Origin of the sequence: Bradyrhizobium sp. BRP20 (assembly GCF_020194215.1) — a bacterium.
Lineage (GTDB): Bacteria > Pseudomonadota > Alphaproteobacteria > Rhizobiales > Xanthobacteraceae > Bradyrhizobium > Bradyrhizobium yuanmingense.
Genome location: NZ_JADYVY010000021.1, coordinates 37,658 through 51,892 on the forward strand (window position 1 = coordinate 37,658; position 14,235 = coordinate 51,892).

The 14,235-nt window shown below is 62.2% G+C and carries 15 protein-coding genes; 7 read left to right on the top strand and 8 right to left on the bottom strand.

The window, feature by feature from the left end; genetic code table 11:
* The 3 genes from I6F33_RS32675 to pgm all read right to left on the bottom strand — a co-directional run bounded on the left by I6F33_RS32675 (nucleotide 1) and on the right by pgm (nucleotide 3,648).
* Nucleotides 1–753 carry a GntR family transcriptional regulator gene (locus I6F33_RS32675; RefSeq protein WP_225138974.1) on the bottom strand — a complete coding sequence of 251 codons (753 nt, stop codon included), beginning with the start codon at nucleotides 751–753 and terminating at the stop codon, nucleotides 1–3.
* A gap of 3 nt (nucleotides 754–756) precedes the next feature.
* The gene (locus I6F33_RS32680) at nucleotides 757–1,806 is read right to left on the bottom strand and encodes an aromatic ring-hydroxylating dioxygenase subunit alpha (protein ID WP_225131482.1); all 1,050 of its coding nucleotides are present in this window, start codon (nucleotides 1,804–1,806) and stop codon (nucleotides 757–759) included.
* 195 nt (nucleotides 1,807–2,001) lie between these two features.
* The gene (gene pgm / locus I6F33_RS32685) at nucleotides 2,002–3,648 is read right to left on the bottom strand and encodes a phosphoglucomutase (alpha-D-glucose-1,6-bisphosphate-dependent) (protein WP_225145257.1); all 1,647 of its coding nucleotides are present in this window, start codon (nucleotides 3,646–3,648) and stop codon (nucleotides 2,002–2,004) included.
* A 163-nt stretch (nucleotides 3,649–3,811) separates the two neighbouring features.
* Here pgm and I6F33_RS32690 point away from each other — a divergent pair, with 163 nt between their 5' ends.
* Together I6F33_RS32690 and I6F33_RS32695 are read left to right on the top strand one after the other, a co-directional pair.
* Complete coding sequence (locus I6F33_RS32690; protein ID WP_225138976.1) at nucleotides 3,812–4,948, top strand: S9 family peptidase; 1,137 nt, start codon at nucleotides 3,812–3,814, stop codon at nucleotides 4,946–4,948.
* A 52-nt stretch (nucleotides 4,949–5,000) separates the two neighbouring features.
* Nucleotides 5,001–5,771 carry a transglycosylase SLT domain-containing protein gene (locus I6F33_RS32695; RefSeq protein ID WP_225145258.1) on the top strand — a complete coding sequence of 257 codons (771 nt, stop codon included), beginning with the start codon at nucleotides 5,001–5,003 and terminating at the stop codon, nucleotides 5,769–5,771.
* A 68-nt stretch (nucleotides 5,772–5,839) separates the two neighbouring features.
* Here the strand turns inward: I6F33_RS32695 and I6F33_RS32700 are convergent, their stop codons facing one another.
* Nucleotides 5,840–6,643, bottom strand: a complete 804-nt coding sequence (locus I6F33_RS32700; protein WP_036024738.1) for a response regulator transcription factor — start codon at nucleotides 6,641–6,643, stop codon at nucleotides 5,840–5,842.
* 247 nt (nucleotides 6,644–6,890) lie between these two features.
* On the opposite strand from I6F33_RS32700, the gene I6F33_RS32705 reads away from it, so the two are divergent.
* A complete protein-coding gene (locus I6F33_RS32705; protein ID WP_225145259.1) occupies nucleotides 6,891–7,739 on the top strand; it encodes an MBL fold metallo-hydrolase in 849 nt (282 codons plus the stop codon).
* 20 nt (nucleotides 7,740–7,759) lie between these two features.
* Here I6F33_RS32705 and I6F33_RS32710 read toward each other — a convergent pair whose 3' ends face one another.
* From I6F33_RS32710 to I6F33_RS32720, 3 genes are all read right to left on the bottom strand, one after another.
* Nucleotides 7,760–8,647, bottom strand: coding sequence for an aldose 1-epimerase family protein (locus tag I6F33_RS32710; RefSeq protein ID WP_225145260.1), 888 nt, complete (start codon nucleotides 8,645–8,647; stop codon nucleotides 7,760–7,762).
* Nucleotides 8,648–8,785: 138 nt separating this feature from the next.
* Nucleotides 8,786–9,193 (bottom strand): hypothetical protein, encoded by a 408-nt coding sequence (locus tag I6F33_RS32715; protein WP_225145261.1) that lies wholly within the window; start codon nucleotides 9,191–9,193, stop codon nucleotides 8,786–8,788.
* The gene (locus tag I6F33_RS32720) at nucleotides 9,183–9,980 is read right to left on the bottom strand and encodes a hypothetical protein (protein ID WP_225145262.1); all 798 of its coding nucleotides are present in this window, start codon (nucleotides 9,978–9,980) and stop codon (nucleotides 9,183–9,185) included. Before I6F33_RS32720 ends, I6F33_RS32715 begins: the two co-directional genes overlap by 11 nt.
* 82 nt (nucleotides 9,981–10,062) lie before the next feature.
* On the opposite strand from I6F33_RS32720, the gene I6F33_RS32725 reads away from it, so the two are divergent.
* Nucleotides 10,063–10,368 carry a hypothetical protein gene (locus I6F33_RS32725; protein ID WP_225145263.1) on the top strand — a complete coding sequence of 102 codons (306 nt, stop codon included), beginning with the start codon at nucleotides 10,063–10,065 and terminating at the stop codon, nucleotides 10,366–10,368.
* Between the two features lie 1,172 nt (nucleotides 10,369–11,540).
* On the opposite strand, the gene I6F33_RS32730 is transcribed toward I6F33_RS32725, so the two are convergent.
* A complete protein-coding gene (locus tag I6F33_RS32730; RefSeq protein WP_225145319.1) occupies nucleotides 11,541–11,777 on the bottom strand; it encodes a helix-turn-helix transcriptional regulator in 237 nt (78 codons plus the stop codon).
* Nucleotides 11,778–11,872: 95 nt separating this feature from the next.
* On the opposite strand from I6F33_RS32730, the gene I6F33_RS32735 reads away from it, so the two are divergent.
* From I6F33_RS32735 to I6F33_RS32745, 3 genes are all read left to right on the top strand, one after another.
* Nucleotides 11,873–12,577 carry a YqaJ viral recombinase family protein gene (locus I6F33_RS32735; protein WP_225145264.1) on the top strand — a complete coding sequence of 235 codons (705 nt, stop codon included), beginning with the start codon at nucleotides 11,873–11,875 and terminating at the stop codon, nucleotides 12,575–12,577.
* Between the two features lie 89 nt (nucleotides 12,578–12,666).
* Entirely contained in the window at nucleotides 12,667–13,491 is an 825-nt protein-coding gene (locus tag I6F33_RS32740) for a hypothetical protein (protein WP_225145265.1), read from the top strand.
* The gene (locus I6F33_RS32745) at nucleotides 13,488–14,213 is read left to right on the top strand and encodes a helix-turn-helix transcriptional regulator (RefSeq protein ID WP_346657219.1); all 726 of its coding nucleotides are present in this window, start codon (nucleotides 13,488–13,490) and stop codon (nucleotides 14,211–14,213) included. Before I6F33_RS32740 ends, I6F33_RS32745 begins: the two co-directional genes overlap by 4 nt.
* The last annotated feature ends 22 nt before the right edge of the window (nucleotides 14,214–14,235 follow it).

Consider the following 14,235-nt stretch of genomic DNA (forward strand, 5'->3'; position numbering starts at 1 on the left):
TCAATCGGTTGCGGTCTTGATCAGCGCGAGCGCCGGCAAGAGGTCGAGATGGGTGCGGTTGCGCAGCGCGAGCCGCAGGTTTCGCACCGCCAGCCGGGCATGCTCGCGCATGACGGCCTCGGCGCGCGCGCCTTCGCGGTTCTCGATGGCGTCGATCACGACCCGATGGTGCTCCTGGGCGATGATCAGGATCTGCTGTGCCTCCGGCAACGCCGATTGCGCCATCACGAAGCCGCTCGGCGAGGCAAACGGCAGCGCCGAGGCGCGGTCGATCTGCCGGATCAGCGGGGGGCTGCGCGACAGCTCCGTGAGCTGGGCGTGGAAGCGCGCATTCAGCGCGACGTAGGCCGAGAAAGCATCGACCGAGATCGGGACCTGCCGCAGCAGCTCGTCGATCGCAGCAAGGCACTCCTTCAGCGGCTCGAGCTCGCGCGCAGAGACGCCGCGCTCGGCGGCAAAGCGCGCCGCCAGGCCTTCCAGCGTGCCGCGCAGCTCGATGGAATCGGAGATGTCGCGCTCCGAAAACGCCTTCACCATGAAGCCGCCGGAGGGGATCGCCTCCAACAGCCCCTCCTCCTCCAGCCGCACCAGCGCCATGCGCACCGGTGTGCGCGAAGCGCCTGTGGTCTCCACCGCCTGCAGCTCGGAGATGCGCTCGCCCGGCCGCAAGGCGCCCGACAGGATCTGGTCGCGCAGCGCGAGCTGCGCCTTCACGGTCTGCGAGATGGAGCGGTCGACCTCACGCTCGGCCATGTTCTACTCCGCGGCCTGAAGGTGCTTTGGGGCGTTTTCCTTCGCCACCATCCGATCGATCAGCTTGCGCGACCACATCGCGCCGGCGTCGATGTTGAGGTTGTAGAAGATGCGATCGGGGTTTTCGTCCATCGCGCGCTGCTGCGCTTCGAGGATCAGCTCGTCCTCGCGGAAGATGCCGGAGACGCCCTCGCGGATCTCGGTGGTGAGGCGCTGCTCACCGAGACGATAGTTGCGGACGAAGGACCAGAAATAGTGACAGGTCTTCTCGGTCTCCGGCGTGATCGTGTTGAGCACGAAGCCGTTGACGCCCTGCGAGCGGTCGCCTTCCGGCGCACCGGTGCCCGTCGGCGCGACGCCGACGTCGATCGCGATGGTGCACGGCGCCTCGAAGCGGATGATCTGCCAGCGGTCGACGAGGCCGGGCTTGCCGAGCTGCTTGGCCCAGAACGGCGGCGGCTCGATGCCGCGCATCCAGCGCGTCACCGTCACCGTCTTCTCGCCATGGGTGACGTCGAACGGCGCCTCGGCGACGGCATCATTGCCGATGGAGGAGCCGTGCACGAAGGTCTCGTGGGTGAGATCCATGAGATTGTCGAGCACGAGGCGGTAGTCGCAATTGACGTGGATGGTCTTGCCGTCGCCGGCCCAGGCCGGGTCGTGATTCCAGTGCATGTCGGGGACGAGCGCGGGATCGGCGAGTGCGGGATCGCCCATCCAGAGCCAGACGTAGCGGTGACGCTCGACCACGGGATAGGCGCGCACGCAGGCCGAGGGGTTGATGGTCTCCTGCGAGGGCATGAAGGTGCAGCGGCCCTGCGCGTTGTATTTCAGGCCATGATAGCCGCAGACGACGGTGTCGCCTTCGAGCCGGCCCTTGGACAGCGGCACCAGGCGATGCCAGCAGGCGTCCTCCAGCGCGGTCACCGTGCCGTCGGCCTTGCGATACATCACGACATGCTTGCCGCAGATGGTCCGCGGCAGCAGCGCAGCCTTGACGTCGGCGTCCCACGCCGCGGCGTACCAGGCGTTCATGGGGAAGGGTTTTGTCATGTCTCACTCCCACGGCTTATGAATACGTTATGTATACAATAGCTGAGGGATGGAATTGTTCAAGATGGAATCAGCTCTACCTTAATACCTTTATGCTTGTGATTGTATACATAACGGGGGAATGACCGCGTCCGGCTCCGGCTCCGCTTACCCTCCCCTGGGGAGGGTAAGACAGCGGCGACCTCTCGGAACAACTTACGCCGCGAACACCTTGGCTAGGCCCGCCTGGGCTTCCTCCTGGATCCGTTTCAGGTGCTCGGGGCTGCGGAAGCTTTCGGCGTAGATCTTGTAGACGTCCTCGGTGCCGGACGGCCGCGCGGCGAACCAGCCGAAATCGGTCTCGACCTTGATGCCGCCGAAGGGCTGGCCGTTGCCGGGCGCCTTGCTCAGCGTCGCACGAACCGGATCGCCAGCGAGGTCCTTGAGGCCGAGCTGCTCCGGCGTGAGGGACTTCAGGATGTTCTTCTGCGGCCCGGTGGCGGCGACGTCGATGCGCGCGTAATGCGGCATGCCGAATTCGGCGGTGAGATCATTGAAGATCTGGCTGGGATCGCGGCCGGTCTTGGCCATGATCTCGGCAGCGAGCAGGCCGAGGATGACGCCGTCCTTGTCGGTGGTCCACACCGCGCCGTCGCGGCGCAGGAACGAGGCCCCTGCACTCTCCTCGCCGCCGAAGCCGAAGCCGCCGGTGACGAGGCCGTCGACGAACCATTTGAAGCCGACCGGCGTCTCCACCAGCTTGCGGCCGAGCTTCTTGGCGACGCGGTCGATGATCGAGCTCGACACCACGGTCTTGCCGATCGCCGCATCCTTGCCCCAGTCCGGACGGTGCGCGAACAGGTAGGAGATCGCGGTCGCCAGGTAATGGTTCGGATTCATCAACCCGCCGGTGCGCGTGACGATGCCGTGACGGTCGGCGTCGGTGTCGTTGGCAAAGGCGACGTCGAAGCGGTCGCGCATGCCGATCAGGCTCGCCATCGCGTAAGGCGAGGAGCAGTCCATGCGGATCTTGCCGTCCCAGTCCACCGTCATGAAACGGAAGGTCGGGTCGATCGCCTCGTTCACGACATTGGCGTTGAGGCCATAGCGCTCGATGATCGGATGCCAGTAATGCACGGCGGCGCCGCCGAGCGGATCGATGCCGATCTTGACGCCGGCGGATTTGACGAGGTCGAGATCGACGACATTGCCGAGATCGGCGACGTAAGGCGTGATGAAGTCGTAGGCGTGGACATTCGCGGCCTTGCGCGCCTTGGCATAGTCGATGCGCTTCACGTCCTCGAGCTCGCCGGCGAGATAGGCGTTGGCGCACTTCTCGACGGCAGCGGTCACGTCCGTATCGGCCGGGCCGCCATGAGGCGGATTGTATTTGTAGCCGCCGTCCTCGGGGGGATTGTGTGACGGCGTGATGACGACGCCGTCAGCAAGACCAGAGGTGCGGCCCTTGTTATAGGTGAGGATCGCATGCGAGATGACGGGCGTCGGCGTGTAGCCGCCATCTTTGTCGATCATGACCTCGACGCCGTTGGCTGCGAACACCTCGATGGCGCTGACCAACGCCGGCTCGGCCAGCGCATGGGTATCGATGCCGATGAAGAGCGGGCCGGTCAGGCCCTTCTCTTTCCGGTAATCACAGATCGCCTGCGTGGTCGCGAGGATGTGGCCTTCGTTGAAGGTGTTCTTGAAAGAGGTGCCGCGATGGCCCGACGTGCCGAATGCCACACGCTGTGCCGGATCGGACGCATCCGGCTTGCCGGCGAAATAGGCCGTCACCAGCTGCGGAATATTGGTGAGCGCGTCCGGCGAGGCCTGCTTGCCCGCCGCGGGATGAACATCAGCCACTGGAATACCCTCGTCCTGTCGTGAGTGCGGGACACCATAGCATCGGCTAAGCCCCCGCCAAGGCCACAACACGCGCGAGGGGGAAGGCGTTCCTTGGAGGCGCTGCAGTCCCCATGAGCAGGTTCGTGCTATGCTCGGCAGCACCGCCCTTTCGAATCGTCTGATGATCCCATCGCGCAAGCTGCTCGTGCTGATCGCCGGCCTCATCCTGGCCGGTGCACCGGCGCGCGCCGCGGAGTTCTACACCGAGGACCTGCGCATCCCGATGGCGGAGGCCGGACCGCAGGGGCTGGAGGCCTTTCTGGTCCGACCAGTCGGGACCAAGCGCTATCCGCTGGCGCTGCTCAGCCATGGCTCGCCGCGCAAGTTCGAGGACCGCGCGACCATGTCGGCGCACAAATATTATGGCATCGCGCTGGAATACGCCCGGCGCGGCTTTGCGGCGCTGGTGGTGATGCGGCGCGGCTACGGCACCTCGCCGGGCGGGCGCGTCGACAGCGTCGGCGGTTGCGCAAAGGCCGCGTACCTGCCGGCGGCCGCCGTCGCGGTTGCCGATCTGCGCGCCGCGATCGATGCGATGGCGCACCGGGGCGACGTGACGACATCGGGCATGATCGCGGCCGGCCATTCCGCAGGCGGCCTTGCAACGGTGGCGCTGAGCGCACAGGCGCCGGCGGGCCTCGTCGCCGCAATCAATTTTGCCGGCGGCCGCGGCTCGCGCAACGACGACGATGTCTGCAATCCGGATGGGCTGGTGCAGGCCTTCGCCACCTTCGGCAAGACCTCGCACGTGCCCATGCTGTGGGTCTATGCCAGCAACGATTCCTATTTCGGTCCCGACTTCGCGCGCCGGCTCCATGACGGATTTCGCGCGGGCGGCGGCAATGCGAGGTTCGTCGCGGCGCCGGCTTACGGCGAAGACGGGCATTATCTCTATTCGGTCGCGGGCCGGCCGCAATGGACACCGTATCTCGACGCCTTCCTGCGCGAGCGCGGGCTCGGCCATGACCTCCTGAGCCTGCCCGATCCGCTGCCGCCGCCACGCCAGCTCAACGAGGCCGCGCGGGCCGAGTTCGCGCGCTATCTCGCCAGCCTGCTGCCGCACAAGGCCTTTGCGGTGTCGCCGAACGGCGGCTACGGCTGGCGCGCCGGACGGGCGACGACTGAGGAGGCCCGGCGCGACTCGCTGGCAGCCTGCATGAAATGGTCGCCCAGCTGCACGCTCTATGCGGTCGATGACCAGCTGGAGGAGCCGTCGCAGGCCAGATCCACCGACCAGAGCGCCCGCGCGCGACCGTGACGCACACACGCCTGAGGCCGGTTTGTTAACTCCGGCGCTCTATGACAAGCCCATGCTGCGGGATTGGGCACGCTTCATTCTCGGCGCGACGTGGAGGCACGTCGCGGTCGTCCTGCTCGTGTCGGCTCCGATCGGCGCACATGCGGCTGACGGCAGCAGCGAGCTCGGCGCCGGGGAAACGCCGTCGTCGCGGACCACGATCCGGAAGATCATCGAGAGGGAAACCAAGAGCACCAATCTGCCGGCCGATATCGCCGAGGCGGTCGTCTTCGTCGAAAGCGGCTACAACCCGGCGGTCATCGGCAGCGCGGGCGAAATCGGCCTGATGCAGGTGCGCCCCGAGACCGCGGCGATGCTGGGCTTCCGCGGCAGCAGCGCGGAGCTGGCCGAACCCGACGTCAACATCCATTACGGGGTGCTCTATCTCAGCCAAGCCTGGCGGCTTTCGGGCGGGGACCTCTGCCGCGCGCTGATGAAATACCGGGCGGGTCATGGCGAAGTGGAGATGAGCGCGCGGTCGCAGGTCTATTGCAACCGGGCCCGCAACCGGCTTGTCGCGATGAGCGCGATGCCGGGAGAGCGCGAAGCTGCGGCTGCTCCGGATCCGGCGTCCAAGGTTGCAGCTGCCGTTGCGGTTGCGGCTGCGGCGCCCGTGAAACCGGCGAGCCGCCCGAAGATGCCGGTGCAGCCGAAGGCGGTCTATGCCCGCTATCGTCAAGGCACCGCGGCCGCCAGCCGCGCCTATTGGGCGGCCCATGAGGCCAGGGTCAGCCGGATCAAGGCGCGCATCGAAGCACGTTGGAAGCGCGTCGCATCGCGCTGACGGCGATGTTGCTATTGTCTGAGCATGATCTTGCCGGAAAACCGCTGCACGCTTTTCCGGATCTTGCGCTACAGCCGCTCGCTGAGCGCGAGCTTGTAGCCGACGCCGGTGACGGTCGCGATCACGGGCGTGCCGCTGCCGACGAGCTTGCGGCGCAGCCGCGCCACCAGCGCATCGACGGTGCGGATGTCGACTTCGGCCTGGCGGTTGCTGACCACCTCGATCAGATAGTCGCGGCTGAGCGGCCTGCCGTCGGCGCCGACGAGCGCCGCCAGCAGGTCGAATTCGGCGCGCGTCAGCGCCACCGGCTTGCCGTCGTTGCCGAGCAATTCGCGCCGGGTCAGGTCGATGATCCAGTCGCCGAACGCGATCGAATTGTGGTTGCGCGCCGCCTTGCGGTCGATCGAGCGACGCCGCAGCACGCTGCGCGCACGCGCGAGCAGATCGCGCAGGTTGATCGGCTTGGTGACGTAATGGTCGCCGGCGACCTCGAGGCCGAGGATGCGGTCGACGTCGGTGTCGCGCCGCGTCACGAAGATGATGCCCGCGTTGCTGGTGGCCTGGATCTCCTTGGCGAGCTCGAAGCCGTCCCCGTCAGGCAGTTGCACGTCGAGGAAGACGAGATCGGTGCGCGCGCGCAGCGCCTGACGGCACTCCGTGCAGGTGCCGGCGCCGACCACGTCGAAATTGTTGTCGCTGAAATAGTCGACCAGCATGGTCCGCGTCACCGGATCGTCCTCGACGACGATCAGCCGCTCGCGGCCGGGCGGACGAGCGGAAGCTACCGCCGTCCTGGCGGTCCCATGTGCCTGCGTCCCGACCTGCAGATTCAAGTCGCCGCGCAACGCGCCGTCATGTGAACGGGCATTCACAGCCTGTTCGAGCCCCCGAAATTGCCTGCCGCGATACTAGGCGCGTTGTGATGCGCAAACAATATTGGTCATGCTCTTGGCACATTAAGTATGAATTGGCCCACAATTCTCATTTTGCGCACCGTCGCGCCGGCAGTCTCCCGATTTTCGGAAAAGCAGATCGTACTTCGGGCGGCGCTCTGCGGCTTGCTCCCCTGTGAGCTTCGCATCTACTGTGCCTCCAAAAGCCTGCACTCGGAGGTGGCGCATGGAGGTCATACTGCTCGGCACCGGCGGCCCGCGCCCGGACCCGCGCCGCATGGCGACGACCACGCTGATCAGGCTTGGCGAGGAGAACATCCTGTTCGACGCCGGCCGTGGCGTCATGGTGCAGCTTCACAAGGCCGGCGTGCCGCTCGGCGCCATCAACACGGTCTTCCTCACCCATCACCATTTCGACCACATCGGCGATCTCTACGATGTGATGCTGAATTCGTGGATGCACGGGCGCAAGGACGAGTTGCGCATCTACGGCCCGCCGGACACCGAACGCCTCGTCAACACGCTGGTCACGCAGGTCTACGACAAGGACATCGCCTGGCGCGACCAGGGCGAGCCGACCTTCGGCGGCTGGAAGCCTGTCGCCGCAACGGACATCATTCCAGGCCCCGTGCTCGACACCGGTCGCTGGAAGATCAGCGCCGAACTGGTCTCGCATGGCGACGGCCTCGACATGTCGCCGGCCTTCCTGGCGCGCTGGATGTGTCTCGGCTACCGCTTCGATGCCGAGGGCAAGGTCATTGCGATTTCCGGCGACACGGTCCCTTGCCCAGGGCTGGAGCGCCTGGCCGAAGGCGCCGACCTGCTGGTCCAGGTCTGTTTTCTCGCAACGCCCGAGATCAACAACGAGCACTTCCGCCGGCTTGCGAAACACACGATCGCCTGCGGCGACACCGTCGGCAAGATCGCGGCCAAGGCCGGCGTCAAGAAGCTCGCGCTGACCCATCACCGCCCGCGCACCGACGATGCCATGCTGAGCGCATTGCTCGATGACGTCAGGCGGGACTATGCAGGACCGGTCGTGATCGGCGAGGATCTCACGCGCATCGAGGTCTAGGCATCATCAGCTCGCCGGCGTCAGGACGATCCGACCTCGATGCGGAACGACAATTGCTCTTCCGCGCCGGCTGCGATGTGCATCAGTCCCGGCTTGTCGGTGAACTCGCCCTGAAAGCCGGCGGGACTGGCGTAGCCGCGCCAGGGCTCGATGCAGAGGAACGGCGCGCCTGACGGTTTCGACCAGACGCCGAGTTCGCGAAATCCGCGCCAGGACATTTTCAGCCATGGCCCGGTCGATGCACCGCCCGCCGCGGCATAGCGGACCGAAGTGCTCTCGATGCGGTCGAAGATAATGGCGTCGTCGACGAACAGGGAGTCCGACAAGGGAAGCGAGGTGCCTCTGACCGGGCTCGGCTCCGCCGCCGGCCGCAGCAATCCACCTTCGAGACGGCGGACCGGAGACGGTTCGGCGCTCGCGAAAGTCAGCGCATGGTTCTCCTTCGCCGCGCCGGGCTGCAGCGGCCAATTGAAGGCGGGATGACCGCCGAGCGAAGCCGGCAACGTCTCCTTGCCGGTGTTGGCGATCGTGAGCGTCAGATCGAGGCCGGACTCATCGATCGCATAGGCCGCCGTCAGCCGGAACGGGAACGGATAGAGCGCGCGCGTCGTCTCATTATCATCGAGCACCAGGGTGCAGCGGCTCTCGCCGCGTTCTGCCCACGCAAAGCGGCTGTCGCGGGCGAAGCCGTGCTGCGTCATCCGATACGTCTTGCCCTGATGCCGCAATTCGTCGTTGGCAAGGCGCCCGACGATCGGAAACAGCAGCGGCGCATGACGCGGCCATTCCGGCCCCGCCTGCCAGAGGAATTCGGTGCCGCCGCGCTTCAGCGAGCAGAGCTCGGCGCCGTGCGCCTTGACGGTCACGCTGAGCGAGCCGCAGCGGAAGGAGTGGGTGTCCTCGGTCATGGGGACCAATCTCCAGACGTTGCAAACTGTTCTCCGACACCCAACTGGATCAAGCAACTCACCATTGGAAGACGGGCCTATAAGCTTGGTCGAATTGGGTTCGTTCTGCCAAATTTTGCGATCGGTCTCTCACCTGCATCATCTCATCAGTTCCGTGTCCTGAAGTCGATCGGCCGCTCGACGGCGTTGCCGGTGGGCTCGACACTCGTACCGCTCCAATGCTGCCAAGCGGCGGATCTGTTCGTTAGAGGGAGCTTGAAAATCTAGCTCGCTCAGCAGCCCTTTGCGAACAGCTGCCACGCGCTGCAAGAGAGTTTGCGCTTGCGCAAATTCGACCACCGCCAACTTCTGTAACTGGCTGGCGGCTTCCAGCGCCAAAAGCTCCACGAACCTAGAGGGGAGCGGCGAAGTGTCCGCACATGCAGGAATAGACAGGCCATGGCGCAAGGCATTGCGGCTCGACTTCAGACGTCCGGCCAAGGTCTTCGGACCCGTGCTCCGCTTTGCATTCTCCCGGTTCGCCTTGATCTGCTTTTCAGTGGCCATGATGATGGGAGCCGACCATTTTTGCTGTCACCTCTTGGCAAGACCCCAACCGCTCCACATTGCGCTGGTCTTCATCCCGAACTTCCTCGCTCGTTGTCGCTGCGACCTCTCGGGATGCCGCGGATTGACCACGATGATGCGCTTCGAAACCCATGCTCTCTGGCGTTTCCACCTCTTGGCAAGACCCTCGTGGCCGCTGGCTGTGCGCATTTGCACCGGCATATGCTTCCGACTTCACCTCTTGGGAAGACCCGCGTCGGCTCATTTCCTTTTGGAGTTTTCGCCGGCCGCGTTCGCGTCTTGTGACCATTCCCTCAAACATCAGGATGGCGTCATTGTTATTCTGCGCCGATCGAGCGAAGAGTTCCGCTTCCCCGATACCATACTTGGTCAGCTGAGAGCAGATTTCTTCGCTATCGTTCTTGCGGGCGCTAAAGAACCTGGCCGCCCTATGAGCGGGCGTATCTTTGATTTTATTGAGTCGCTCGACGCCCTCCTCGCCTGGGGCAATCTCCGCGAGGAATTGTTGCACTGCCAGGCGTTGTCCGCCGCTGATTATCGCGTGTGTAGCGCGTCGAAAAATGTCCTCTTCCCAAAGGCTGCTGGCAAGGTCTCGTATGCAGATCCAATCGAGGAATGTGTGCGGCTGTTGCTCGTCGATGATGGCCGAAACCATGTCCCAATAGAGAGCAGAATTTTCGCCCTTCAGAAGAGCTGGCTCGTTGAAGATTCCGATGAGGTGGGCTGGTAGCTTGTCACCTAACGGGTGCGCCGCTTTCCTCTGCATGTCGTCTCGCACTTGGTTATCGCTCCGGTGCAGGTGTGGTGAGTGAGAGTGTGGGTTTGTCCGGCGAATCAAGAAGGCAACCATGATCGCCCTTTCCGAAATTGATGATTTCTCCCTTCTGCAAAGTAAACGTGATCTGGTGAAGTCGAACTTTTTTCCGAACCGCTGCGTTCAACTTTCTACACCCCGTTCTCACGCGTGGTGGGTAGAAACCATAAGAAGGGGCAATGCTCTGATGCAGGAACTCGCTCGCGCGAGTCGCACACGCTACTTATTAAGCGATCAAAAATTGGCGAGTTTTGCCAAGAGGGCGAACGCCTGCGCATCGGATGCAATACGAGCGGCGTATGATCTGGGATATTGGCCGGCGAAACGTACGCAGCACTAGTTCTGCGCGTCGACTGGTACTGCCATTGTTACTCCAACTGCTCGGCCCGTCGAAGCAACGATACAGCGATTCGCGTATATCCAAGCGGGGCGATGCGCTAATTTAGATTTCCAGGTTGATTTCCATTAACGAATGATCCAGCCGATGAGTTGAAACGCAGATCCTCCGTTTGGGTCCTACGTGTTCCGCTATTACAAGTACCGACTGCTGCGCACTGCATGAGTCAATACTATGGACGAGGTCAATGCATTCAACACGCGCGCCGCGACGCTGACTAAGGATCTCTTCGTTTCGTTATCAAGGCATCTGGTTGCCACATGTAAGATTAGCTGACATAGCCGCCAATCATGCGCGCTGAATTCGTCTTAAGTGGTGCGCAGTCTTCGGGATGAGTCTAGTTCGTCTCATGGAGGTGCGATATCCCCTTGTCCCCTCCCCCAACAACCCGTTGCGGGTGGGTTCGCCATTGTGGCGCTGACCTTCGTGTCCTAGCGGCTTGGGCGCGTGAAGGCGATTGCCGTGTCACGAAGTGCCGAATTCGTATCATCGACTTGCGATGTCCCTTGACCAGAAGGTTTCCCGGGATGTCCCCTCATTAGAACCCCGTTGCCGGTAGTTCTCGCTTTCGTGACGATGACGTTGGGTCCTAAATCGCCTGCAGTCGTGAAGGCGGTCTTCGTGTGGCGAAGCGCTCCCAGGCGGTCTTTCTCGCCGTCCGCCCAGCGATATTCAACAATTACAGTGCGTCCGTTGGCGTGACCGTGCTCGCTTTCCGCGCGCAACTCTTCGCCGACAAGGTTTGAAGGCCAATCACATGAGGCGCTGCCATTTCAGCTATCCTAGCGTTCGAGCGAACCGGGAAGGACGCGCAGCTTTGCCTTAGCTCGAAGCATTGAGATGCGAGGACTTCTCATCCTCTTGGTTCTCTTAGCGCTCATGCTGGCGGCGAGAGGAAATGACTTCGCGGTTCTGCCGAAAGGGCTGTGCCACCGGTAAAAGTGGGTGTAGTTCCAAGGGGGGCAGCCGCATCCGACGCAAGCCAGCGATGTAACGCTGCCCTTTGCGATGAAAAAAACCACTGTGGCAGTCTCGAACTAGAACCGCGTCCGGATTGTGTAAGCGTTCAGCCTTGATCGTCGAGGTCTTCTTCTTGTTGGACCAGCGACTGGTAGTCACCGCATAGGCTTGCTCAGCCGAACGCCCGGCCCTCCCCCATTTTCTTCGATAAATTGCACACCGGCGGCTTCGAAAGCCATTCGAACGACCTGGAGTGTGGATCGTCGCGGTTCGTGAATCCCCGCCTCCAATTGTCGTACGGTTACGATCCCAATTCTGGCCCGATCAGCAAGATCCTGCTGACTCCAATCAAGAAGACCGCGCGCGGCACGGCACTGCATCGGAGAAATCATCCAAATCACCTTTCTAAGAAAATATGTCGAAAAGCGATTGATTTGTCCAAAATGTACATTATAATCATATCTGTCGTTTTTAGATGGAGAGGACAATGGTTGTCCCGACGCGACGCCTATACTCCCGGATGGACTTCATTGGCGGATCCGACGCTGAGGTGATTATGGGAGACGATCAAGACAAGCTCATCGGGCTTTGGCGTGAAAAGCGCGGAGAGGCCTTTCCGCTGGACCTCGGTAACGACCTGATCGTCCAGCTCGGCAACGTCACCGAGCACCTCAATCGCAGGCTGTATGAGCGTGCGAGCGGCCACAAAGTCCAAGAACTCCGGCGTCCGGTCCGACATCCGATCCACAAGTGGATGAGAGCGGACCTTAATGGCCTTGTCCGAGATACGGGGGCGGTCTTCCGCGCGTGCTTTTTGCCATCCGGGCATTTCTCCGAGCCGGAAATTGCGGACCTACACATGGCGCATCTGCAACATTCCATGTGGGTCATGGCTGCACGGTCTGCACTTCTCTCGATCATCACCGGAGACGGGAAATGGATCGAAATGACCGTACCTGCCGATCCGCTCTATCAACATCTTCTCCTGACAGCTGAGAAGAAATTTGTCCGTTGCGTTCAGACAGGCGAGTCGCCCGCTCTTTTCGGAATTGAAGCCCCTAGACCAAGGCCAAGTTCGATCAAGGTCATCGACATGTCCGCTTCCGGACAGTGGGCGAACTTTCCAACCTCACACCTCAGAGCCCGCGATGCACCCGGCGAGCTAGAGAACTCAAAGCAGGCTCGAAGATGATTCCACCGGGAAACAGGGTGGGATCTCAGCGCGCCAGACTCACACGTTCCGCGCGAGCCAAACTTCCCGCTCACCAAAGTAAGACCATCATGCATCAGTCCAGCGAACACATCGACACCATTGCGGCCGCCATCGCCCGCGCTCACGCTGAACTGCTGAACCTTGCACAGTCGTCATTGGCGACCAGCTTTGACATCGTGCGGAGAACACTGGGTCGGCAGGAGATTGCCATCATTCAGGCCACCCGGACCGAGCAGGTGACGGGACAAATGTGCCTCAGGACCCTACTCGCACACGTTTCTGGAGAATGGATCTCCTCTGATCTCCCCGTCCTCGTGGACGTTAAGGCGCCGCAATCGACCCTCACTGGCGCTCGCCACTACGCGCTCCTCAGCTTGGTCGGCCTCATTGTCGAGGATGAGGCGATAGGTCTGTCGGATGTGAACCCAGCGTCACGGACTTCCGCCGATCCGACAAAGCCTCAGCACACCAGTCTACAGCGGGAGGTTACCAGCGAGAAGCGCGGCGATCCTCACGACGTGTGCCATGAAGATCAGGTTCTTGCCTTTCCCAAGGAGCGCCCGCGAAAGAGAAGCAAAGCTCATCTTGCCTTCATCCGCGCACAAGGCTGTCTCGTTTGTCAAAAATCGCCAGTTGATGCTCATCACCTGAAGTTTGCCCAGCCAAGCACGTTGGGAAGGAAAGTAAGCGATGAATTCACCGTTCCACTCTGTCGATCTCACCACCTGGCTCTGCATCGCCACGGGAACGAGCGCGCATGGTGGACCAACCTGCAACTTGAACCCTTGCAAGTTGCAAAGGAGCTATGGGCTACAAGCCCAGCCCATTCGCACGCCGGGGAGACGTCTCCTCTCACTGAAGCGGCCACCAGTGTGGAGGCGCAAAGACAATGAGTCCTGTTTCACAAAAGGAGCGAAGCCGGCTCGTAACGCCACCGCCTCCTAACTCGATCCGATTCTTTCGTATTCGGGCTGGCCTCACAAGACAGGAGGTAGGGCGTAAACTCGGAGTGTCAGGAGAAACCGTTCGGAAATTAGAGCAATGCGACACATGGCTCGACGCCAACCGCGCGGTGGAAATTGGTCGCATCCTTCGCGTACCCCACGAACTACTAGGCTTTAGCTACGCGTCCGATGCCTATGCCTGGGCGACTAAGGCCGTCCCTGTCGTGGGCGAGATCACCGCAAACGACGAAGTCAAATTTGTAGAGACTGATCGCCGTATCGCTGGCGGTGCGCATCTCCCCCAAGGCTGCGTCGCGCTTCACATCAAGATCGGCAAAATGCGTGGCCTGTATTTGATCTACCAACAAGCCGAGCAACTACAAATGTCAAGAGAGGTTCTATCTCGGCAAGGCAACCAGGTACACTTCTTGGTGCATCTTGTGAATGGCACGACCTGGTGGAGACACATCGTGCCATCTCCGGCGACCGACTTGTATCACCTTCACTCGCAACATCTCGACATGATCAACGACGTACGAATCGCTTGGGTCTCTGAAATCTTGGGCTTCGAACTCCCGAGATATCCTCTCCCTACACCTGCCCAGTTGGATGATGAAAACGGATCTCCTTCGAAACCATGGACCCCTATGGACGATGACGCCAGCCAATGAAACCCTGCGAAGCTCAAATCTT